This window comes from Shewanella sp. UCD-KL12, from assembly GCF_001957125.1.
GTDB lineage: Bacteria > Pseudomonadota > Gammaproteobacteria > Enterobacterales > Shewanellaceae > Shewanella.
In genome coordinates this window covers 19,838-42,368 of sequence record NZ_MPHJ01000016.1, presented here as the reverse complement: position 1 = coordinate 42,368, position 22,531 = coordinate 19,838, and the positions used below count along the sequence as shown (strand labels likewise).

The window sequence follows — 22,531 nt, the reverse complement described above, 5'->3', positions numbered from 1 at the left end:
TGAAGGTAAGGTTGAGTCGTTTCTTCATCCTAGACACTCGTACCTCAGGCCTTCTCAAAAAGGACAATCGCAATGCCAAAATTACGTTCAGCTACCAGTACCGAAGGTCGTAACATGGCCGGAGCCCGCGCTTTATGGCGTGCAACCGGCGTAAAAGACAATGACTTTGGTAAGCCAATTATTGCGATTTCTAACTCCTTCACTCAGTTCGTGCCTGGCCATGTACACCTTAAAGATATGGGCTCATTAGTTGCCGGAGCCATTGAAGAAGCGGGCGGTATAGCCAAAGAATTTAATACGATTGCTGTCGATGATGGTATCGCTATGGGACATGGCGGCATGCTATATAGCTTGCCATCTCGTGAGCTTATCGCCGATAGCGTCGAGTATATGACCAATGCCCATTGTGCCGATGCGTTAGTGTGTATCTCAAATTGTGACAAGATCACCCCCGGCATGATGATGGCGGCGCTACGCTTGAACATTCCAGTGATCTTCGTTTCAGGCGGACCGATGGAAGCGGGTAAAACTAAGCTGTCAGATAAGATCATCAAGCTGGATTTGGTCGATGCCATGGTCGCAGGGGCTGACGAGCGTGTTTCAGATGCCGACAGTGAGCAGATTGAGCGTAGTGCTTGCCCAACGTGTGGTTCATGCTCAGGTATGTTTACCGCGAACTCAATGAACTGTTTAACCGAAGCTCTTGGTTTATCACTGCCTGGTAATGGCTCAATGTTAGCGACACATGCCGATCGCCGTGAGCTGTTCTTAGAGGCGGGTCGCCGTATCATGGATCTGACTACTCGTTACTATAAGCATGATGATGAGTCTGCATTGCCACGTAATATCGCTAATTTTAAGGCATTCGAGAATGCCATGACCTTAGATATCGCTATGGGTGGCTCGAGCAATACGGTACTGCACCTATTAGCGGGTGCCCAGGAAGCCAAAGTTGATTTTACCATGGATGATATCGACAGGCTTTCACGCTTAGTGCCGCACCTGTGTAAGGTTGCACCTTCTACGCCTGAATATCATATGGAAGACGTGCATCGCGCTGGTGGTGTGATGGGGATTCTGGGCGAGCTGGACCGAGCGGGTCTGATTCATAATGACGCCTACCATGTTGCGGGCTCAAGCCTAAAAGATGTTCTGGCTAAATGGGATATTGCTCAGACTCAGGATGCTGATGTACGACAATTTTTCTCCGCGGGCCCTGCAGGTATTCCTACGACTAAAGCCTTTAGTCAGAGTTGTCGCTGGGATAGCGTTGATGACGATCGTGAGGCTGGCTGTATTCGTAAGCGTGAATTTGCCTTTAGTCAGGAGGGCGGCTTAGCAGTGCTTTCAGGTAATATCGCCCTCGATGGTTGTATCGTTAAAACGGCCGGTGTCGATGAAGAAAATCATACCTTTAATGGTACTGCACGGGTTTATGAAAGCCAAGATGATGCCGTTGCAGGCATTCTAGGTGGCGAAGTGGTTGCTGGAGATGTGGTGGTTATTCGCTACGAAGGGCCGAAAGGTGGCCCTGGTATGCAAGAGATGCTCTACCCAACTAGTTACCTTAAATCTCGCGGTTTAGGTAAGGCGTGTGCCTTGATCACTGATGGTCGATTCTCTGGTGGGACATCAGGGCTCTCTATTGGTCATGTATCGCCCGAAGCCGCAGCTGGTGGAACCATAGCTTTGGTTGAAACCGGAGACAGCATTGAGATAGATATTCCAAAGCGCTCAATTAAACTGGCTATCAGCGATCTTGAATTAGCATCGCGCCGTACAGCAATGGAAACCCGTGGTAAGCAAGCGTGGAAACCTGTAGGCCGTGTAAGAGAAGTATCACTCGCGCTTAAAGCCTATGCGCTACTTGCTACCAGTGCCGATAAAGGTGCAGTGCGAGATGTGACTAAGCTGGAGAATTAATATGACCGAGTCTGTCTCTGAAGCAAAAGGTGGCTTAGCCCAGCAGTCGCAAGTGGATTTAGCCCACTATTATCTGCAGAAGACCTTGTTATCGTCTGTATATGATGTGGCAAAGGTGACCCCGCTATCTAGCTTGAATAAGCTGTCAGCGCGTCTAGGTTGTCAGGTATTTCTTAAGCGTGAAGATATGCAGCCTGTTCACTCATTTAAGCTACGTGGCGCTTATAACAAGGTCTCTGAGCTAACAAGTGATCAGTGTCAGTGTGGCGTGGTTTGTGCCTCGGCTGGCAACCACGCTCAAGGGGTGGCCATGTCGGCTGCCGCTCGTGGTATTAGTGCTGTGATTGTGATGCCAGAAACAACGCCAGAGATAAAAGTTGATGCTGTCAGAAGGCTAGGTGGTGAAGTCGTACTTCATGGACAAGCTTTCGATCAAGCCAATGCTCATGCAAAACAGCTCGCTGAGACAGAAGGGCGAGTGTATGTCGCCCCCTTTGATGATGAAGCGGTGATTGCTGGCCAAGGTACTGTGGCTCAAGAGATGCTGCAGCAGCAACGAGATCTAGAGATTGTCTTTGTTCCTGTTGGTGGTGGCGGTTTAATTGCGGGAATTGCGGCTTTTTATAAAGCAGTGATGCCACAGGTTAAAATCATCGGTGTAGAGCCTGCTGATTCTGCATGCCTTAAAGCGGCGCTTGATGCTGGTGAGCGCGTGGTCTTGCCACAAGTGGGTCTGTTTGCTGATGGCGTTGCCGTTAAACAGATAGGTGAAGAGCCATTTAGGGTCGCTCGTGAGTATGTGGATGGTGTGATAACAGTTAGCTCTGATGAGATCTGTGCTGCGGTTAAGGATATCTTCGAAGATACTCGCGCCATTGCCGAACCTGCTGGAGCCTTAGCGCTGGCTGGTTTAAAGAAATATATGGGCGATGCGGGTAAAGGCGAGAAGGTCGCCGCTATTCTCAGTGGCGCCAATGTGAACTTTCATAGTTTGAGGTATGTCTCTGAGCGCTGCGAATTAGGCGAGCAAAAAGAGGCGATTTTGGCGGTGAAAGTGCCTGAACGTCCGGGTATCTTCCTGCGTTTCTGTGAGCTGCTAGAAAAACGGGTGATGACTGAGTTTAACTATCGGTTTAGTAGTCGTGATCGGGCTGTGGTTTTTGCTGGTATTCGTCTGTCTCAAGGTCAGGCTGAGCTCGATGAGATTATCGCTCGGCTCGAGAATGATGGCTTTGAGGTGCAAGACCTTTCCCATGATGAAACTGCAAAGTTACACGTGCGCTATATGGTCGGTGGGCTTCCACCTGAACGGCTTGATGAGCGTTTACTCAGCTTTGAGTTCCCAGAGCATCCTGGTGCGTTATTTAAGTTTCTAACGACATTGCAGAGCAAGTGGAATATCAGTTTGTTCCATTATCGCAATCATGGCGCGGCTTTTGGCAAAGTGTTGGCAGGTTTTGAAGTACCAGAGTCAGATAATATGGCTTTTCAGCAGTTTTTGACTGACCTCGGTTTTGTTTATCAGGAAGAGACTAAGAGTCCCGCGTATAAGTTATTTTTAGATAATAGGGATTAAGAGCCAGTTGGGACACATTTTAAAGAGGACGCATTCGCGTCCTTTTTTATGATATTGTTGATATTTAAACACTGGTTTGAAAGTAGCGTTAGCCTTAAGTCCACTTGTGGCCGTTACATATAGAAAATAAGATGCCAAAAGGCACACAGTTAAGATGTTCAATAAAGCGTAGGGGATTGGCCACGGTAATGGGCTAATCAAAGAGTTAATACCACATAATTATTAGAACTTTTTCTAGCTAGTTTTCGAGGAAATATGATGTTAGCAGCACCTAAGATTAATGCGTTTAACCCCCCACGTAGAACGTTGATGGGGCCTGGCCCCTCTGATGTATATCCTGAAGTGCTCGCCGCACAATCTCGTCCGACAATTGGTCACTTAGACCCCTTGTTTGTCGCCATGATGGATGAACTTAAGTCACTTATTCAATACGCTTTTCAGACAAGCAATGCGATGACCTTAGCGGTGTCTGCTCCCGGTAGTGCCGGGATGGAAACCTGCTTCGTTAACTTAGTTGAAGCGGGTGAGAAGGTCATTGTGTGTCGTAATGGCGTATTTGGTGAGCGTATGCGCCAAAATGTCGAGCGTGTAGGGGCGACTGCCATTGTGGTCGATAACGAATGGGGTGAGGCGGTAAATCCTGCTGATGTCGAAGCGGCACTAAAGGCTCATCCAGACGCTAAGTTTTTAGCTTTCGTTCATGCTGAGACCTCAACTGGCGCACTATCAGATGCTAAAGCATTATGTGCGCTGGCGAAGCAACATAATTGTTTAACCATAGTCGATGCGGTCACATCACTAGGTGGTGTCGAGCTTAGAGTCGATGAATGGGGCATAGATGCTATCTATTCTGGTAGTCAGAAATGTCTATCTTGTGTGCCGGGACTCTCCCCTGTGTCATTTTCTCCTGCTGCTGTCGATAAACTCAAGAGCCGCAAAACGCCTGTACAGAGCTGGTTTCTCGATCAAACCCTCGTCATGGGTTACTGGAGCGGTACAGCGGATAATAACGCTAAACGTAGCTATCATCATACCGCGCCTGTTAATGCACTTTATGCGCTCCATGAGTCGTTACGCCTACTTGCGAATGAAGGGCTTGAAGCTGCATGGCAGCGTCATGCTGATATGCACCAAGTGTTAAAGCAAGGTATAGAAGGTTTAGGGATTCAGTTTGTTGTTGATGAGAGCACAAGGCTGCCACAGCTTAATGCGGTATATATTCCAGAGGGTATCGATGATGCTGGGGTGCGTAAGCTGTTATTAGAAAACTATAATCTGGAGATCGGTGCGGGCTTGGGAGCACTTGCTGGTAAAGCTTGGCGTATCGGCCTGATGGGCTTTGGTGCTCGTCGTGAGAATGTCGCGCTTTGTTTAAAGGCGCTGGAAGAAGTGCTGAATTAGTATAATTAGTTGCTGAGTTCATTAGAAAGGCCATTCGATTTCGAATGGCCTTTTTCGTTAACGGCTCTCTTTTGATAAATATCAGAATTTAAATACCTAGAAGGTGTAATCGAGTTTTGCCCAAGCTGTGCGACCTGGCTCGTTGACCTGAAACATCGGGCTGCTACCTGGAATATCATTCCCCGCCCCTGAGCGACTAATGTGCTCGGCATAGGTGATATCAAACAGGTTTTCGACACCTAAGCTGAGTAGAAGGCTATCTTGGTGTTTCCAACTCGCATTGATTGAGAGGGTACCAAAACCACTACTTTGTGCTAAATCCTGACCGGAAATATTTCCTTCGCCAATAGCGACCCTATCTTGAGCTGCAACGAGTCGCCAGAGTAAACCGGCACTCCACTGCTTGTATTGATAATCTAAGGTAAGTCTTGCCTCTAGTGGTGGGATCTGGCCTAAAGGCGTTCCCGCGGTATCATTATCGCCATGGCTATAGCTGATACTCGTTTGGCTAGACCAATAATCACTAATGGGAAATGTTGCTGCGACCTCGCCGCCATAGACTGTTGCATCAACATTGTATGCGGAGGTTTTACTTGTATTGGCATCGATAAGAATATAATCGCTTATCACCCCGTAAAAGAGTGAGCTTGAGATATCTATTTTACCTTGGTACAGCCAGCCTATGTCTATCTGTGAGTTTTTTTCAGCTTCAAGATCGAAGGCTTTTTCTGAGTGGCTATCGGCATCGGCTTTCATTATCTCCCAGTAATCTGGCATACGTTGGGCATGGCCAAATCCTGCAAAGTATTGGCTATTACCTGAGGAAAGTTCATAGCGAGTGTAACCACTGAATAGATCGTCAGTTCTACTGCCACCTTGAGCGACCAATAACTCAGTTTGCCAATGATCTAGCCTTGCGCCTGCGAGTAGTTTTCCTTTTGATAGCTGAAGTTCTGCTTCAACAAATAGGCCGCTATTTTGATAATGCATATTATCGTTAAATGGCTTTGAGAGTAAGTCGTCGAGTCCATTGTCGACGCTTGGATCTATCTTGCGGCCTTTATGTTTACTGTCCATATAATCTAGACCTAAGGTGACCATTAAGTTGCTATGCAGGCTTAAATCGGCCCATAGATGAGCCCCTTGGGTACCACGTCGAACATTACTTCCGGAGTTAACCCCTTGATCAAACTGATCCATGATATGGTCATTTTCATTGGTATAGGCTTGAAACTCTATGCTTTGTAATCGCTCTCCATCAAAGTCGTGTTGAACTAACAAGGTGAGGTTTTCATTGTTTATCTCACGGGCTTTATTGGCTCGATCGGCATACTCTGCTTCACCTGAGGAGCGACCATAGGCAAGCTCGACGACGGTCTCATCGCTAGGAGTCCAGCCCAAGGCAAACTTATAGTTTTGTCTGTCGTAACTTGATTGAACAGTATTGCCATCTCCGTCTTGGTAGTGGTCACTACTGGATTGGTTAATGTCCATATCGATATAGTGATCGCTATTACCTGCCTTGAGTTCAACAAGATAGTCTTGTCGGTCGAAGCTGCCGCCAGTCACGCTAGCTCTGCCCTCTGTATCAGCTTCTTCGAAGCGGTGGCGATCTTTTTCAAATAGGACGGTACCGGCCGAGCCGACAGGGCCATATTTGACGGTTTGTGGCCCTTTAATTACGGTTATGTTGTCGTAGGCTTCTGGGTAAATATAAGCAGTTGGGGGATCCATTCGTCCTCCACAAGTGCCATAAACATGTTGACCATCATCAACAATGCTCAATCTAGAGCCACCTAAGCCTCTTAACGTTGGGTCACCACCCGCACCACCTTTACGGCCTATGCTGAAACCTGGAATGGTTTTGAGAAAGCCTGCACCATCATAGGCGGGCAGTGGTAGCCTTGGCTTTTTAGGGTCACTTGACACTCTGGTGGGATCGTCGACTTGCTCCCCTGTCACTAAAATGCGCTCAATGGCTGGCTGTTTATCACTGGATTGGTTTACGTCATCAATGGGGGATGATTGAGCTAAACAAAGCGGGCTAAAAAAACTCGTGGCCAAAGCGGAAATAGCCAAATTCTTATATAGATACATCATGGCGAACTCATCTTATTTTTTATTCCGCTCTTTATACACCGCCGTTTTCTATCGACAAGAGATAAGTGATGAGGTGCGGCAAAGGGTCACAGGCTGCTGTGACCCAGATAACAATTAATGCCTTTTTAATACGCTGCTAATAACTGATCTTGCATCACCTCTTGCCACCACGCATGGTTAGACGCTGTTGCTGAGTTGAGTGACACCACTTGCCCCATCATGGGGGTCACAAGCTTAACGTTTGCCGTTGCCGCTAGTGATAAGATACGCTCTAGTGGCTCATACCAACTATGAAAGGCTAAATCGAAGGTGCCATTATGGATTGGCATCATCTGCTTACCCTTAAGGTCAATATGGGCTTGCAGGCTCTGCTCAGGACTCATATGTATTGTTGGCCAATCTTTGTCATAAGCGCCTGTTTCGACCATAGTCAGATCGAATGGCCCGAAGCGTTCACCAATCTCCTTAAAACCATCGAAGTACCCCGAGTCACCACTGAAATATAGTTTGCTGCTTGGTGAAGCTATGACATAGGAGGCCCACAGAGTCTGGTTTTTATCAAATAATCCGCGTCCAGAAAAATGTTGGGTAGGGGTTGCAGTCAAGGTGACATCAGCAACGCTTACTGACTCCCACCAATCTAGGCTGGTTATTTTATCTGTGCTGACTCCCCAACTTTTCAGGTGGCCGTCTACACCAAGTGGAACGACAAAATGGTTAACCTTATTGGCTAAGGCCTTGATGGTCTGTTTGTCGAGATGATCGTAATGATCGTGAGAGATCATCACCCCATCGATTTCAGGCAATTCGCTCAGCGAGATAGGTGTTTGATGAAAGCGTTTAGGCCCTGCAAAGCTAAAAGGTGAGGCTCTGTCACTAAATACTGGATCGATAAGCCATCTCTGACCCGCTATTTGGATGAAAATACTCGAATGTCCAAGTCTGATAACGGTATCTTGATCCCGCGGAAGCTGCTCCAGTGAGCGAGCTGTTTGTTCAATGACTGGAATGGCATTTTTAGGCAGTGCATCTACACGCTTCTCTGTGATATACCGCATTAATAGTGGAAGGATTTCAGTATCTTCTGTGAAATCTTTAGCTGTATTCATGTAGCCACCATCTGCAATATGATGGTCGGCAGAGATTTTTGTTGTTTCGACTGAACCTGCGTTTGATTGTGTAGTGGCGAGCATAATGCCTCCAATGAGTAAGCCGATAATCAGTATTGTTAGTTTCATAAATATGCAATATAAAAGTAAACTATACGGTGTAGTTTACTAAATGTTTTTGAAAAGTAAACTCATCAGTGTAAAATAACCAGGTTGAATAGCTGAAGATTAAGATAAGAATCTGAAAATGGTAGATAAAAAAAAATCTCGAAGTGAGCTTAAACGAACCGCAGTGATTGAAGCGGCGATGGCTGAGTTTGAAGCTAAGGGGTTCAAAGCCGCAAGTATGGATGATATTGCAAAGCGAGCCGAGGTTTCAAAACGCACCGTTTATAATCATTTTGCCAATAAAGATGCGTTATTTAGTGCCATCATGGTTGAGATGATGTCGCTGCTTTGTACCTTTGAGCATGTGCCATTTTCAACTGATACATCAATAGAGCAGCAGCTAACGTTAGTCGCAGAGCAGGAGATCTCTCATCTTCGCTCCGAAGCCTTTCTCTCTATGGCGAGAGTTATTATTGCTGAAGCGATTCACTCACCAGATCTGATCCAAGAAGCGATGCTAGAGTTCAGTGATAAAGAGTCTCCTCTGACAAGCTGGTTTTATGCTGCAGCAGAAGCTGGGGCGTTAAAAACTGACCACCCTGAAGTCGTCGTTACACAATTTATGGCCGTGATTAAGGCTTTCTGTTTCTGGCCTCAACTTATTCAAGGGGCTAGCTTCCCTACTGATGACGAAGTCCAAAGGGTTAAGCAAACGGCTGTAGATATGGTTATAAAGCAATATACCTGAGTAATAAAACAAGTGTGTATTGCGTCTCCAGCCATGAGGTGCAAGAGTTAAATAAGTCGGTGCAATACGCCCGTGAGCAGCATGGTGTTTTAGACAAGCCAACATTGAAGCGCTGGCATATGATAGGTATCTATAAAATAGAAGTTAAGATTGAGCGCTGAATATAGGTTAAACCGTGATGCTATACAGGGCTCACCTTGCTTTAGGTGAGCCCAAACTCTAGCCCATTACTTGTTAAATAGCTGCACTATGATCACTGTGATCAGTAGCGGGCAGACAAACTTCACATAGACTGGCCATAAGCGCCAGAACAAGCTGTTACTATCGGCTCCTTCCTGGGCTTGTATCTCTTTTATCAGACCATTTCTCTGCCATACCCAACCGAGATAGATTGCAATACCTAGCGCGATTAATGGCTGAGCTCTTTCGGTCGTCATGGTGATCATAAAGCCAAATAGATGCTCGAAGTTCAGGACGACCGTTAGCGACAAGACAATGATGAGGGCACCGATAATGTAGGTAGCCTTGTTTCGGTCTACCTGTCTCTTTTCTACTAAGTAGCTTGTAGGGACTTCAACAATTGAGATGGCTGAAGTCAGGCCTGCAATGGTCATTAATACAAAAAAGACAAACGCTAAAATGTATTGCAGATTCCCGCCTAAGGTATCAAACAGGGCAGGTAATACGGTAAATACTAAGGTGTCAGAATTTAATAAACTGCCATCTTCACTGAAGATCTGTACGCCATTATGCTGGGCGACGTACATGGCAGGAATTATCATCAATGCCGCAAGAAAGGCTACGCTGGTGTCTGTTAGCGTGACATAAGCGGTGAGCTTTCCAATGTGCTCCTGCTGATTTAAATAAGCGCCATAAACCATCATGGCACCCGTACCTATGGTTAATGAGAAGAAGGTCTGTCCTAACGCACCGACAAGTACATCAGGCTCCCATACTCTAGAAAAGTCCGGGATCAGTAATACTTCAAGTCCTTCCATCGCACCAGGTTGGTTTAAGATGTAGATCACCCCTAATACTAAGATACTTAGCAGTAGCGGCATTAAGCGTTTTGACCAGCGTTCAATGCCTTGCTGTACGCCTTGCCTGATCACCCAGATCACCATCAAGATAAAGAGTGTGGTAAAGACGATATTTCTTGATAGAGAGAAGTCCATCAACCATGCAGCTATTTGAGAGAAGCCGAACATCTCTGCTACTGGCGCTAAGGCGAAACTGACAAACCAACCTGAAAGTATGGTGTAAAAGGTACAGATTAATGTGGCTGTGATGATAGAGGTAAAGCCGATAAACTTACCTATGTTACGGCTGAGAGGGCTAGTGCCTAACTTGCTCATCGCGTCGGCTGGGTTTGTTTGCCCATGTCTGCCTATCATCAACTCAGCCACTAGCATGGGGTAACCGAGAATAACGATAAGTATCAAGTAAACCAGTAGGAATGCTCCACCACCATGGGATGCTGCTTGGGTTGGGAAGCCCCAGATGTTACCCACGCCAACCGCAGAGCCTGCAGCTGCCATGATGAAGCCGATTCTTGAGCTGAAATGGTTTGAACTTGCTGTACTCATGTTGATCTCTCATTTTTTAATGAGGGCGCATCATAGTCCTTTATTTTAGCGGGTCAATGGTGATTTATCGCTTTAATCATGTTGTTCATGAGTGATTTGTTGTGCATTTGGCGTATTTATTGCTTTTTATTTCTTTGTTAAATTCTAATGGCGAGACTATTTTGCGGTTTGTTTTTCAGTGCTAAAGATAGCGCAAGATTATTGCGTAGTGGTTTTTTTCAATTTTTGCGATCGAATAGATAAAAATTAGTCGATTTCCTTAGGTTTAACCAGTTATAGCTTGTCTACTGATGTCATTCAGTCTGATTGGACCCAGGTTTAACTTGGCAGCGGTATACTGGTTTGGTTTTTGACCTGTTTTAACACGAAGCTTGAGTGAACGCCGGCAATGTGGGGATGGGTTGTGAGCTTGTCGAGCAAAAAGAGTTTGAATTGATTCATGTCTGCGACTAAGACTTTTAGTTGATAATCGGCATCGCTACCAGTCAATAAACAGCACTCTTGCACCTCATCGTAGCTGCTGACCTTACTCTCAAAAGATTCAAGGATCTCAGTCGTATGTTTTTCTAATCTCACTTGGACGTAAGCCGTGAGGGATAGATGAAAGTGTTCGGCGGAGAGTAGTGTTGCATAGCCCGAGATATACCCAGATTCCTCTAAGGTTTTGACCCTGCGAGAGCATGGTGAAGGTGAGAGGCCTACTTTTTCTGCTAATTCTTGATTCGACAGTTTTCCATGGCTTTGCATCAGTCTTAAAATTGTCAGATCGATTTTATCTAGTTGTAGAGCAGCCATAGGATTCTCAATAGTGCCTAAGATTGAAGAGGTATAGGGCGCTATGATAAAGCATTCTTTCTGGTGCTGTTAGCCAAACAGTGGGAATAAGTTGATTCACGCTGTTTGGCTTTTCAGTGCCTACCGCTCAACCTTACTAAGCTTTGGTATTAGCTTAGTTGAAATTGACCAAATATAGGGAAAGGCTTTATGTATAACGAACAAGCTCAGTAAACCTATGAGACCACCTAGAAATGTTGAGGCTAGTACATCTTGAGTCCAGTGCATGCCTAGCAGCATACGGCTGAACCCCATAGCAACTGTCCATAGTAACAGCACGCTAGGTAAAATTAGGTTACCGGCAAGCAAGAGATAGAAACTAGCCACTATGGTTAAAGTGACAGCGAAAAGCGTGTGTCCAGATGGAAAAGCGTAGCCAACTTCATGTTGCCAGTGCTGCTTTACTAATGGAGCAAGGCTCAACTCGGTATCGGCATACTCTATCTGATTTACTGCTGCCATCATCTTTTCTTGACGCTCAGCTTTAGAGAGTGAATAGAAGCTGTCTGTGTTAAGTAGGTAATTTTGCTCTAACCAGACGGCATTAGGACGAGCCTCATTGAAAAATGGCTTAAGATAATGATTAAGTCCTAAAGTGGTGCACATGCTAAGTGAGATGGCGAGGAATAGGCTGAAAAATCGAGAACGTTCAAGCCTCTGGTAACTTAAAAGCAGAACGAATAGTACGGTAGCGACACCATAAGGCGCAGTACCTGTGGAGGTGAGCCAAAATAGTGTTTCGGCAGTCGTTGAGTCAAGTGATAGCCATGGGAATAACGAGGCATCCGAGACGAACAGTACGCCAGGTATGATGAGCAGTATTAACCAGCCAATCATCATAGGTAATATAACCGATGGCATGTAAGTGGATAGTTGCTTCAAATGAATAGCCTCAAAAAATATCTAAATCGTAAAGGGCGTAGGCTAACTTGTCACTTCTTAGCAAGCTAGCCTATCAGGCGATATTATGAATTAAATATCGTTAATCTGTTGTACCAACCTTAGTGTCATTTCCGCTTGTTTTTCGGGTAATAAACATCAGAACAAGCATGATCACCACTAACAACCCCGTTCCCATTAAGAGGGCGTAATCTTCCAGTTTTAGAATGGAATAGAGCACGGCATACAGTCCAATAAGCATAGCCATCATGCCCCCCCCTCGTTTGGGGCTATCGGTGGCGCTGGCGGTATATGCTGAGACTGATAGTACGGGAATACTGGCTGCGATTAAGTAGGCCAGGGTGAAAGCTAAGTGCTCCGATAATGAGAGCAGTAACAGGTAAAAAAGGGTCATTGCACTGCCTACGAGCAGGTATTGGATTAAGCTAAGCTTGGTATTTTGTCCCAATTCAAAGATAAGTAAAATAATAAAGCTAAGCACAATAAACAGCAGACCGTATTTGACAGAACGTTCAATTTTTCCATAGTGTGTAACGGGCTCAAACAGCATAGTGTTGGCTTGAACTTCTCGTAAATTGATCTGTTGATCTTTACTGAATACTTGCGGGAAGTTACGGCTTAGGTGGCTAATATCCCAATTTGCTGTAAAGCCTTGTGTTGAGATATCTCTTGATGCTGGAAGCTGTCCATTAAAGCTTGGGTGTGGCCAGTCTGCGCTGATATTTATGTGAGTTTGTTCGCCTAGTGGCAGTGCGCTTATTGACTGAGAACCTCTCAGTTTAAGGTCAAAGTCTAACGAAAATGCAGTTTGGTTCTGGCTCAGTGATATGGGCTGGTGGAAGCCGCGATCGAGTCCGGTAAGGTTAGCGAGTCCAGTGCCTGACATGATACCGGATTGGTTGCTGATACTTTCCGCTTGTGGCCCCTTGAGTTCGAACTTTACAATTTTATCTATGGCTTGATTGGCAGATATGCCAAACACGATTCGCGCATTATCAAGATCGAGCTTAGTGAGATTTGCAATTTTGAACTGACTCAGTTCAAACTCTGCATTACCACTGACTTGTGCGTTATAAACCAGAGACTGAAATATACCTCTGCTTCTAAAATCATGTTTAAGGTCGATATCGAGTGAAAGTTGTTTCGGTAGCACCACTAACTCATTTTGGTAATGAGTCGTAAATTTTCTAACCTTCCCTTCATCACTCACTGCTTCCTGGATGACTTGGTATGTATAGGGGATGATAACAACAGGGCCGGAAACCTCTTGTCTGTCCCCCCATGACTGTCCAATCTCCTCAACAACTTGGTGGTATAGCATCTCTCTTTCCCAAACCATATCCATAACAAAGCCTAATGGTATGAGTGAAAGTAAAGATAGCCCTGCTACTAGCAGCATCTTATGGGTTAAGTTGGTCTTAGCTGAAGTTAGAAAATCAAACATAAAAATCCCTCTATTGTGATAGTGACTATTTGAACAGGTTTCACTTAAGGGATGGGGGCGAAGTGGTGATCAATAGTGGCGAAAAAAGGGAGTTATAGAAAAAGGATTGATTAAATTATCCATCGGTGAAATAGCGGACGCACTTTTAGGGTCTATTGGAGCAGCTTATTTGGAGGCAAAGATGTTCAAAATAGATTTAACAAAGGCGATGGTATTGGCAAGAGTGCTATTGGGACTTTTTCTACTTACAACGGCAGTAAGTCGTTTCACACCGACTGATAGCGGTTATTTTATCAAACAACTTGCTGTTATCGGGTTACCTGAGTTCACTTGGTTATCAAGTTTATTAGGCGTGATACAGTTAGCTGTAATAGCAGCTTTAATCTTTCCTAAACAGATATTTAGTCAATACCTGCTCTACGCTTATAGCTTGTTGGCTTTGGTTCCTATGGCGATGCTGCTGACTCACCCTGTATGGATAGATAGTTTAGGTGGTTTTCCGGCAATAGGGGCTGGTCAAGGGTTGATTAAGTATCTGGCAATTGCTGGAGTGAGTGGATATATCGCCTCTTATTATGCGGGCCATCAGCGGCTAAACCATTTTTCACTTAAGCTCGCATGGGCTGGCGTTGTGCTAGTCATGTTGTGGATTGGTGGGATGAAGTTTACCCAGATAGAAGCCGATGGGATTGAAGGCTTAATGTCGACAAGTTCTTTGTTTAGCTGGCTATACGAGTTATTTAGTGTTCTTCATGCATCATATTTCATTGGCATTGTAGAGCTGCTAGCTGTGCTTAGCTTAGTGCTGGGGTTAAGGCATCGTTGGTCGAATAGCCTAGGGTTAGCAATTGCTGCTCTGACTTTTTTGGCTACCCAAACCTTTATCGTCACTTTGCCTGCTTATGAGTTGAGTCATGGCTTTCCAATGCTGACGCCGAGTGGACAATTTATTGTCAAAGACTTGGTGTTATTAGCTGCATGTATTTTGCTTTACTGCCAGCAAGCCTGCTCAGCTTCTCGAGTGTAATTAATAGCGCTTACTGATTGGTATGCATGAATAAAAAGGGCTATTCACATGTGGTGAATAGCCCTTATTGCTAACAGGTATTATTCACTGTCGCTTAATTTCTTCTCTAGTGCATCAACTTGTGCTTGTAATGCTTCAAGCTTCTCACGAGTTTTAAGCAGTACATGCTGTTGAACTTCGAACTCCTCATGTGAGACAACATCTAGCTTCATGAGTTGGTTCTGTAAGATCTGTTTACTTTTTTCTTCAAACTCACCAGCGAACTGCTTCAGGCCGCTTGGCAGGTTTTCACTCAGCTGCTTAGCAACTTCTTCAATTTTCTTTGGATTAATCATCTTTTCTGTCCGCCGTTGGCCAATAGAGTGTCGTGTTTTTAATAATAGTTGGATTGTACCTGAGCAGATTCACTATTGGAAAAAGATTACTCACAAAAGTCGAGTAATCGTATTTTAAGTAAAGAAAGGCCTGAATAATATCGACATTATTCAGGCCCTTTTTAGGTTTTATAACTGGCGCTAGAACCTAAGGTTTTGATGCCGTTAACTCTTCATCAAAGACAGGTAATGGTTCATGTCTCTGAGCAAGATAGCTATAGATAACAGGCAATACGAATAACGTAAATACAGTACCAATTGCTAAGCCGGAAACAATCACTAATCCAATGTTGAAGCGAGCCACTGCCCCTGCGCCTACGGCAAACAATAGGGGGATTAGGCCTGCAATCATTGCGGCAGTTGTCATCAGAATGGGACGAAGACGAACTGTTGCTGCAAGCTTAATCGCGTCAGTCTTACTAAGGCCATTATGTAACTGCTCCTCTTTGGCGACTTCACACATCAAGATACCGTGTTTGGTGATTAGGCCAACTAAAGTGATCAGGCCGACTTGGGTATAGATGTTCATCGAAGATAGACCGAAAACATGAGTCCAACCGAGTGCGATGAGTGCACCACTGATAGCCAGAGGTACAGAGACCAAGATCACCAGAGGATCGCGAGCGCTTTCAAATTGACTCGCTAACACCAAGAAGATAATTGCTAGGGCTAATCCAAAAGTTGCAAACAGTGCGGAGCCTTCAGTGACAAACTGACGCGCTTCACCGAGGAAGTCATAGTTATAACCTTTAGGTAAGTCGTTATCGCCAATATTCTGTAAGAAGGCAATCGCATCACCAATGGCAACACCTGGCGTTGCAACACCACCTACAGTGATAGAGTTCATCTGATTAAAGTGTGGCAGTGAGCGAGGCTCAGAAACCATCTCAATATCAACTAAACTCGAGAGCGGGATTGATTTACCATCGGCTGCTTTGACATAGTAGCCATCAAGAGACTCTGGGTTCGCTCGGTATTTACGCTCGACTTGAGGGATAACTTCGTACGAGCGACCATCCAAGTTTATGCGATTGACATAACCATCACTCATCATGGTCGTTAATGTCATACCAATATCTTGCATAGTGACGCCATAGGTTCCCGCTATGTCGCGCTTGATATGCAGCTTCATCGTGCCAGAGTCAAACTTAAGGTTAATCTCTGAATAGACAAATAACGGACTGTTTTGCACCTTTTCAAGAACGCTACTACCAATTTGAAATAGGCTCTCAAATGAGTTTGAGCTGGTGATAACAAACTGAATGGGTAAACCACCAGAAGCACCAGGAAGCTCAGGCATCTGGAATGTTGTTACTGCCATTCCAGGTATCTCTTTAGCTTCAGCACCTAACACCTTTTGCATCTCTTTTTGTGATTTGTCACGTTCACTCCAAGGCACTAATGGTGCTAAACCAAACGCTTGGTTAGAGTTAGGTACACCGACAAAGGCTAAGGATGCAGCACTTTCAGGATGGCTCTTAATGAGATCTGTTACCTGCGACATCGTCGATTGAATATAGTCTAAGTTGGCAGTAGATGGCGCTGTGCCCATCATCATGACAACACTCTTATCTTCGTTTGGTGCAAGTTCTGAGGGAATAAAGCTAAACATAACCGGTAGAGATGCAAAGACAATTATCGCAAATGCAACGACGACAGGACGACGCTCCATGACGGCATTTAGCATGCTTTGATAGCGGTTAGTCATTCCATTTAAGAAGGTTTCAACGCCTTGCTCGAATCGGTTTGGCTTAGTGTGAGGCTTTAATATCTTAGAACACATCATAGGTGAGAGCGTTAATGCCACTATGCCTGAGATGAATACCGCACCAGCTAAGGTGAGCGCAAACTCTTTAAAGAGCGAGCCTGTAATTCCTCCCATTAATGCAATTGGCGCATATACAGCTGCAAGGGTAATGGTCATAGAGATGACTGGAACCGCAATCTCACGGGTACCAATAATTGCCGCCCTAAAAGGTGTCTCACCTAGCTTAATATGCCGATCAACATTCTCTACGACTACGATAGCATCATCGACCACTAAGCCAATTGCTAACACCATAGCAAGTAGTGTCATCAGGTTCAGGGTAAAGCCAAACATCTGCATGATGATAGCGACACCGATTAATGACAGTGGAATGGTGACAATAGGGATCACAACTGCACGTAATGAACCTAAAAAGAGGGTGATAACAATAATTACAATCAATGCGGCTTCAGCGATCGTTTTAATCACTTCATTAATTGATTCATCGATAGCAAGTGATGAATCATAAAGCATGCGAACCTTCATAGAGCTAGGAAGGTTACGCTCTATATCTGGCATCAGAGCACGAGCATCTGCTGCTACATCAAGTGGGTTTGCCGTTGGGGTGACATCTAAACCAACGACCACCGCCTCTTGCCCATCGGCTAAAGCACGAAAGACATCATGGCTCTTCTCAAGGCTAACATCGGCAATATCACCTAGACGAATGACCAATCCATCTTTGCTAGAAATAACCAGCTTTTTCAGTTCATCGACAGTGGCAACTTGGGTATCTGCAGTGCCATTAAGCAGCGTAAAACCACCATTAGTTTGACCTACAGCTGATTGGTAATTGTTTGCCTGCAGTACCTGCATCACTTCAGTTGAAGATAAGTTAAAGCCACCCATACGAGCAGGATCTAACCAGACTCTCATCGCGTATTTCATACCGCCATAGAGGTTTACTTTAGCCACACCATTAATCGTGAATAGCTCAGGTTTAACGACACGCTCTAAGTAATCGGTGATCTGACTAGAGTTGATCTGATCACTGTAGAAAGAGAGGTAGAGAACGGATGTTTGTGAGCCCGTAGACATATCTACCGTGGAGTCTTCAGCTTCTTTTGGAAGCTGTGAACGTACCGAGTTGACCTTGGCTAGAATATCCGCCAGCGCACCATTGGGATCTGTATTTAGCTTCATATACACAGTGATCTTTGAGGTGCCCAAAGAGCTGTCTGAGGTCATGAAATCAATATTGTCCGCCTGAGCTAAAGCTTGCTCCAGTGGTTGGGTAATAAAGCCCTGTATAAGATTCGCATCGGCACCGTAGTAGCTGGTGGATACCGTGACCACGGTATTGGTCATCTCTGGGTACTCACGTACCTGCATGCTATTTAGGGAGAAGAAACCTAATAGCAGCAGCAGTAAGCTTATCGAGGCGGCGAGAACCGGCCTACGAATGAAAATATCTGTAAAACGCATTGCCAGCTCCTATTAAAGTTTTGGCATTGTTGCAGGAAGCGTCAGGGCATCATCACTGGCAACTTTTACCTTGCTGCCATTGCTGAGCCTAACTTGACCTGATGTGACGACTAGGTCATCTGCTTTTAGTTCGCCTTTGACTAATGCGTAGTTACCATTACGTTCAATGACTTCAACATTTATCTGATTGACGCGCTTAATCTGTTCGCCCTCTTCAGTGACCTCATTGATGAGATAGATAGAGTTACCATAAAGCGTAAAGTTGATAGCCGTTTGTGGAAGCACAAATTGGTTAGTCATCTCAGGTAGTAGCACAGCGACTCGAGCAAACATACCGCTACGTAACTTAGTGTCAATGTTAGGTATCTCTGCCTGAATTTGGATTAGGCCACTTTGATAAAATACCGCGGGCTCAATGGCTGAGATTTTGCCTTCAAAAGGAAGCTCTGGATAAGCGTCAACAAACACGTGAATAGTTTGGCCTTTACTAATCTTAGGCAGTTGTGTTTGAGGAACGGTAAACCTGATCTTCATGGTGCTGATATCTTCTAATCGAACAATATCGGTGCCCGCTTGCAGGTATTCCCCTAAATTAATACTGCGAATACCAATTAAGCCACCAAAGGGGGCATCTATCTGGCGACGTTCTATGGTTGCGCTAAGGCTTTCAATATCGGCTTTCAGGGCTAAATATTTGGCTTCACTATTATCTAAGTCTTGTTTCGATACTGATTTTTGCTTATACAGGCGCTGTAGACGTTTGTAATCGGCTTCAGACGCAGGAAGCTGTACCATTTTGCTTTTGAGGTTAGCTTTTTCTACCGCTGAATCGAGCACGATTAAGCTTTGGCCTGGCTTTACTTCGCTGCCATTTTCAAAGTTGATAGCAGACACTACCCCAGACAGTTCATTAGCAATTGTGAGCCCTTGATTGGGTTCGACAAACCCAATGGCATCGATTGTTGGCTGCCACTTTTCAGGAGTGACTGTCATAGCCGTTACTGCTGAAGTAGGCTCGGGCATATTGGCAATAGCATCGGCAATTTTGCCTTTAACCATTAAGTTAAAACCAATTACTGAGCCAAAAGCTAGCAGTGCGATAATTAGCATGATCAGGGTCCACTTTTTCATTGTCCTGATAGCTCCTTGTTAGTTAAGTTTAAAAATTCTGCTTGATAGTAAAAACGGCAAGTAGCATCAGGGATGTTCAAATTATTCATTGTCCTGATAGCGCCTTGTTAGTTGAGTCCGATTCTTCAGTTTGGGTTAAATTAGCTGCTTGAGTTTGTACCAATAGTGCTTGCCAACATAAATTGCAGACCAACTCTAACTCTGCTTTGTTATACGCCAACTGCCCCCTGCGAATACTACGCCCAAGCGCTACAGCTGGCTCAAGGGATATAGCAAACATGGCTTTGTTTGATAAAGCGTGAAATAGCGCCTGCTGCTTTCCCTCTTCGAACAGATTATGTAATCGTTCAAAAGTCGCTTTTTCATATGTCTGATGCGGATCAGAGTCTATGCCAGGCAGATGAATATATTGCTCATAGCTTAAGTTTGCTTGTGTACGCTGGCGACCAAAGTCAACAATATTGAACCAGATCCGTTTAAACCTTTGCTCAATCGTCCCCTTATCACTGTCAGAGAGAATATTTTCTGCGACGACACGTAACACGTTTTTTCTGAGTTCGTTAATTAACTCATCTTTGTCTTTAAAGTAGCGATAGATAGTGCCTGCCGCTACGCCAGCTTCATTAGCAATTTGCTGCATAGAGAGACCTTGCAGTCCTTTAGTCGCAATAATCTTTTCTGTTGCGTTAAATATCAGTTCGCGTTTGTTATCCATACTGAGCATAATCTCGAGGTGAATGAACGTTCATTCACTATTCTATTGGAGACAGGAGAAGAACGCAATTATCAATGTGGCAAGGTAAACTTTTATTCATCACAGCATCGAATTTATTGACTTGCGCTTTTCATAGACAACTGAAGTATAAAAAGGTTTGCTACTTTTTATCTTTGAAACTGACATGCTGAGAATGAAACATGTAATTTGTAAGATTGAATATGAAGAGTTTCTGGTATGATCGCCTCCTTAAAATTCCCTTTTAAATGCTGGTAACTGTAAACCGATGAAGCTAAACCCCGGACAAGACGAAGCCGTACACTATGTATCAGGCCCCTGCCTCGTGCTCGCAGGCGCAGGTAGTGGTAAGACTCGAGTGATCATTAATAAGATTGCTCATTTGGTGCAAAAGTGTGGTTATAAGGCTCGGAATATTGCTGCGGTAACGTTTACCAACAAAGCGGCTCGTGAGATGAAAGAGCGTGTTGCTCAGTCCATGGGACGTAAAGAAGCACGTGGTTTATGGATCTCAACCTTCCATACTCTGGGCTTAGAGATCATTAAGCGGGAGCATAAGGTGGTGGGCTTAAAGCCAGGCTTTTCTCTGTTTGACGATCAAGATAGTTTAGCACTGCTAAAAGATCTCACTGAAGATGAGTTAGAGGGTGACAAAGATCTGCTTAGGGCTTTGATGACTGCTATCTCCAATTGGAAGGGAGATCTTATTGTCCCTGAGCAGGCGATTACCATTGCAAAGGATGAGCAGTCACAGCTCTTTGCTGCGCTTTATAAGCGATATGCTCAGCATATGAAAGCCTATAATGCTTTGGATTTTGATGATCTGATTTTAATCCCAACCTTGATACTGAGACACAACAGCGAAGTTAGAGCCCGTTGGCAGACACGCATTCAATATATGCTGGTGGATGAGTACCAAGATACAAACACCAGTCAATATGAGATGGTGAAGTTACTGGTTGGTGAGCGAGCTAGGTTTACTGTTGTTGGCGACGATGATCAATCAATCTATTCATGGCGTGGCGCTAAACCACAAAACCTTGTTTTGCTGGGTAAAGATTTCCCTGCTTTACGTCTGATTAAGCTGGAGCAAAATTACCGCTCTAGTCAAAGGATCCTTAGAGCGGCGAATATTCTTATTGCTAATAACCCTCATGTGTATGATAAAGCACTCTTCAGTGAGCTGGCTTATGGTGAGCCTCTGAGAGTATTAATTGCTGCTAATGAGGAGCAGGAAGCTGAGCGGGTCATTGCAGAGATGATCCGTCATAAGTTTATGGGGAAAACCCAATTCGGTGACTATGCCATTCTGTATCGAGGAAACCATCAATCTCGCTTATTAGAGAGGGCATTGATGACTAACCGCATACCATACAAGCTCAGTGGGGGGACCTCATTTTTTGGTCGCGCCGAGATTAAAGATATCATGGCCTATCTCAGGCTTGTGGTGAATCCAGATGATGACAATGCTTTTTTGCGAGTGGTTAATCTACCCAAGCGAGGTATCGGCCCTTCGACTCTAGAACGTTTGGGAACGTTTGCAAACGAGCGACAAATTTCTATGTTTGAAGCGAGTTTTGATGCCGAACTCAATCACCATCTGCCACCTGCAGCTATGGCTTCGTTATACAAGTTTGGCAAGTTTATTGTCGATACTGGTGAAACGGTAAAGCGTGGAGAGTCAGTTGATGCTATTAAACATCTCATTCGTAATATCAACTATGAAGATTATCTTTACGAGACGAGTACCAGTGCTAAAGCGGCTGAAATGAGAATGAAGAATATCTCTGAGCTTTATCGTTGGGTGACAGAGATGTTGGAAGGGGATGATCTCGATGAGGGGATGACCTTGCCTGAGGTCGTCACGCGGCTAACTTTGCGTGACATGATGGAGCGCAATAGTGAGGATGAAGGAGGCGATCAGGTTCAATTGATGACACTGCATGCCTCTAAGGGGCTAGAGTTTCCCTTTGTATTTATGGTTGGAACAGAGGAGCGAATATTGCCTCATCAAACGAGTATTGATGAAGGAAATGTTGAAGAGGAGCGACGCCTAGCCTATGTGGGGATCACTCGTGCTCAGAAAGAGCTTTGGTTTGTTTTATGTCGTGAACGTCGTCAGTTTGGTGAAACCATGCGGTGTGAGCCTAGTCGTTTCTTGATGGAGCTTCCACAGGATGACTTGATTTGGGAAAACCGTAAGCAAGTGCAAAGTGAGCAGCAAAGGCAAGAGTCAGGCAAGTCCAATATTGCCAACTTAAGAGATATGTTTAAAAAATAGTACCTTGTGCTAAAGGTATTAAAA

General features: G+C 44.8%; 16 protein-coding genes. 6 read left to right on the top strand and 10 right to left on the bottom strand.

Features of this window, described 5'->3' with window-relative positions; all coding sequences use genetic code 11:
* Positions 1-72 precede the first annotated feature (72 nt).
* The 3 genes from ilvD (at position 73) to BM736_RS20330 (ending at position 4,900) form a co-directional block, all read left to right on the top strand.
* Positions 73-1,923, top strand: coding sequence for a dihydroxy-acid dehydratase (gene ilvD, locus BM736_RS20340; protein ID WP_076415551.1), 1,851 nt, complete (start codon positions 73-75; stop codon positions 1,921-1,923).
* A 1-nt stretch (position 1,924) separates the two neighbouring features.
* A complete protein-coding gene (ilvA, locus tag BM736_RS20335) occupies positions 1,925-3,499 on the top strand; it encodes a threonine ammonia-lyase, biosynthetic (RefSeq protein ID WP_076415548.1) in 1,575 nt (524 codons plus the stop codon).
* Between the two features lie 258 nt (positions 3,500-3,757).
* The gene (locus tag BM736_RS20330) at positions 3,758-4,900 is read left to right on the top strand and encodes an alanine--glyoxylate aminotransferase family protein (RefSeq protein WP_076415545.1); all 1,143 of its coding nucleotides are present in this window, start codon (positions 3,758-3,760) and stop codon (positions 4,898-4,900) included.
* A 96-nt stretch (positions 4,901-4,996) separates the two neighbouring features.
* On the opposite strand, the gene BM736_RS20325 is transcribed toward BM736_RS20330, so the two are convergent.
* Positions 4,997-6,997: a TonB-dependent copper receptor gene (locus BM736_RS20325; RefSeq protein ID WP_076415543.1), complete on the bottom strand. Its 2,001-nt coding sequence runs from the start codon at positions 6,995-6,997 to the stop codon at positions 4,997-4,999.
* Positions 6,998-7,125: 128 nt separating this feature from the next.
* Positions 7,126-8,238: an MBL fold metallo-hydrolase gene (locus BM736_RS20320; RefSeq protein ID WP_076415540.1), complete on the bottom strand. Its 1,113-nt coding sequence runs from the start codon at positions 8,236-8,238 to the stop codon at positions 7,126-7,128.
* A gap of 118 nt (positions 8,239-8,356) precedes the next feature.
* Here BM736_RS20320 and BM736_RS20315 point away from each other — a divergent pair, with 118 nt between their 5' ends.
* Complete coding sequence (locus tag BM736_RS20315) at positions 8,357-8,965, top strand: TetR/AcrR family transcriptional regulator (RefSeq protein WP_076415538.1); 609 nt, start codon at positions 8,357-8,359, stop codon at positions 8,963-8,965.
* A 227-nt stretch (positions 8,966-9,192) separates the two neighbouring features.
* Here BM736_RS20315 and BM736_RS20310 read toward each other — a convergent pair whose 3' ends face one another.
* From BM736_RS20310 to creD, 4 genes are all read right to left on the bottom strand, one after another.
* The gene (locus BM736_RS20310; protein ID WP_076415536.1) at positions 9,193-10,551 is read right to left on the bottom strand and encodes a sodium-dependent transporter; all 1,359 of its coding nucleotides are present in this window, start codon (positions 10,549-10,551) and stop codon (positions 9,193-9,195) included.
* A 318-nt stretch (positions 10,552-10,869) separates the two neighbouring features.
* On the bottom strand, positions 10,870-11,346 hold the full coding sequence (locus BM736_RS20305) for an Lrp/AsnC family transcriptional regulator (RefSeq protein ID WP_076415533.1): 477 nt from the start codon (positions 11,344-11,346) through the stop codon (positions 10,870-10,872).
* Between the two features lie 120 nt (positions 11,347-11,466).
* A complete protein-coding gene (locus tag BM736_RS20300) occupies positions 11,467-12,267 on the bottom strand; it encodes a phosphatase PAP2 family protein (RefSeq protein ID WP_256717976.1) in 801 nt (266 codons plus the stop codon).
* A gap of 100 nt (positions 12,268-12,367) precedes the next feature.
* Positions 12,368-13,729, bottom strand: coding sequence for a cell envelope integrity protein CreD (gene creD / locus BM736_RS20295; protein WP_076415531.1), 1,362 nt, complete (start codon positions 13,727-13,729; stop codon positions 12,368-12,370).
* A 181-nt stretch (positions 13,730-13,910) separates the two neighbouring features.
* Between creD and BM736_RS20290 the strand changes: the two genes are divergently transcribed.
* On the top strand, positions 13,911-14,756 hold the full coding sequence (locus tag BM736_RS20290; protein ID WP_076415528.1) for a DUF417 family protein: 846 nt from the start codon (positions 13,911-13,913) through the stop codon (positions 14,754-14,756).
* Positions 14,757-14,836: 80 nt separating this feature from the next.
* On the opposite strand, the gene BM736_RS20285 is transcribed toward BM736_RS20290, so the two are convergent.
* The 4 genes from BM736_RS20285 to BM736_RS20270 form a co-directional block, all read right to left on the bottom strand.
* Positions 14,837-15,091 (bottom strand): accessory factor UbiK family protein, encoded by a 255-nt coding sequence (locus tag BM736_RS20285; RefSeq protein ID WP_076415525.1) that lies wholly within the window; start codon positions 15,089-15,091, stop codon positions 14,837-14,839.
* 187 nt (positions 15,092-15,278) lie between these two features.
* The gene (locus tag BM736_RS20280) at positions 15,279-18,362 is read right to left on the bottom strand and encodes a multidrug efflux RND transporter permease subunit (protein WP_076415522.1); all 3,084 of its coding nucleotides are present in this window, start codon (positions 18,360-18,362) and stop codon (positions 15,279-15,281) included.
* A 12-nt stretch (positions 18,363-18,374) separates the two neighbouring features.
* A complete protein-coding gene (locus tag BM736_RS20275) occupies positions 18,375-19,493 on the bottom strand; it encodes an efflux RND transporter periplasmic adaptor subunit (protein WP_076415520.1) in 1,119 nt (372 codons plus the stop codon).
* Positions 19,494-19,578: 85 nt separating this feature from the next.
* Positions 19,579-20,208, bottom strand: coding sequence for a TetR/AcrR family transcriptional regulator (locus BM736_RS20270; protein WP_076415667.1), 630 nt, complete (start codon positions 20,206-20,208; stop codon positions 19,579-19,581).
* 286 nt (positions 20,209-20,494) lie between these two features.
* On the opposite strand from BM736_RS20270, the gene rep reads away from it, so the two are divergent.
* Positions 20,495-22,507, top strand: coding sequence for a DNA helicase Rep (rep, locus tag BM736_RS20265; RefSeq protein WP_076415518.1), 2,013 nt, complete (start codon positions 20,495-20,497; stop codon positions 22,505-22,507).
* The last annotated feature ends 24 nt before the right edge of the window (positions 22,508-22,531 follow it).

What these genes read in the sequence shown, in the direction of transcription:
- ilvD (WP_076415551.1), top strand. Translation starts at nt 73, where the DNA reads ATGCCAAAATTACGTTCAGCTACCAGTACCGAAGGTCGTAACATGGCC.
- BM736_RS20320 (WP_076415540.1), bottom strand. Translation starts at nt 8,238, where the DNA reads ATGAAACTAACAATACTGATTATCGGCTTACTCATTGGAGGCATTATG.
- BM736_RS20275 (WP_076415520.1), bottom strand. Translation starts at nt 19,493, where the DNA reads ATGAAAAAGTGGACCCTGATCATGCTAATTATCGCACTGCTAGCTTTT.
- BM736_RS20285 (WP_076415525.1), bottom strand. Translation starts at nt 15,091, where the DNA reads ATGATTAATCCAAAGAAAATTGAAGAAGTTGCTAAGCAGCTGAGTGAA.
- creD (WP_076415531.1), bottom strand. Translation starts at nt 13,729, where the DNA reads ATGTTTGATTTTCTAACTTCAGCTAAGACCAACTTAACCCATAAGATG.
- BM736_RS20290 (WP_076415528.1), top strand. Translation starts at nt 13,911, where the DNA reads ATGTTCAAAATAGATTTAACAAAGGCGATGGTATTGGCAAGAGTGCTA.
- BM736_RS20310 (WP_076415536.1), bottom strand. Translation starts at nt 10,551, where the DNA reads ATGAGTACAGCAAGTTCAAACCATTTCAGCTCAAGAATCGGCTTCATC.
- BM736_RS20305 (WP_076415533.1), bottom strand. Translation starts at nt 11,346, where the DNA reads ATGGCTGCTCTACAACTAGATAAAATCGATCTGACAATTTTAAGACTG.
- BM736_RS20325 (WP_076415543.1), bottom strand. Translation starts at nt 6,997, where the DNA reads ATGTATCTATATAAGAATTTGGCTATTTCCGCTTTGGCCACGAGTTTT.
- BM736_RS20315 (WP_076415538.1), top strand. Translation starts at nt 8,357, where the DNA reads ATGGTAGATAAAAAAAAATCTCGAAGTGAGCTTAAACGAACCGCAGTG.
- BM736_RS20280 (WP_076415522.1), bottom strand. Translation starts at nt 18,362, where the DNA reads ATGCGTTTTACAGATATTTTCATTCGTAGGCCGGTTCTCGCCGCCTCG.
- rep (WP_076415518.1), top strand. Translation starts at nt 20,495, where the DNA reads ATGAAGCTAAACCCCGGACAAGACGAAGCCGTACACTATGTATCAGGC.
- BM736_RS20330 (WP_076415545.1), top strand. Translation starts at nt 3,758, where the DNA reads ATGTTAGCAGCACCTAAGATTAATGCGTTTAACCCCCCACGTAGAACG.
- ilvA (WP_076415548.1), top strand. Translation starts at nt 1,925, where the DNA reads ATGACCGAGTCTGTCTCTGAAGCAAAAGGTGGCTTAGCCCAGCAGTCG.
- BM736_RS20270 (WP_076415667.1), bottom strand. Translation starts at nt 20,208, where the DNA reads ATGGATAACAAACGCGAACTGATATTTAACGCAACAGAAAAGATTATT.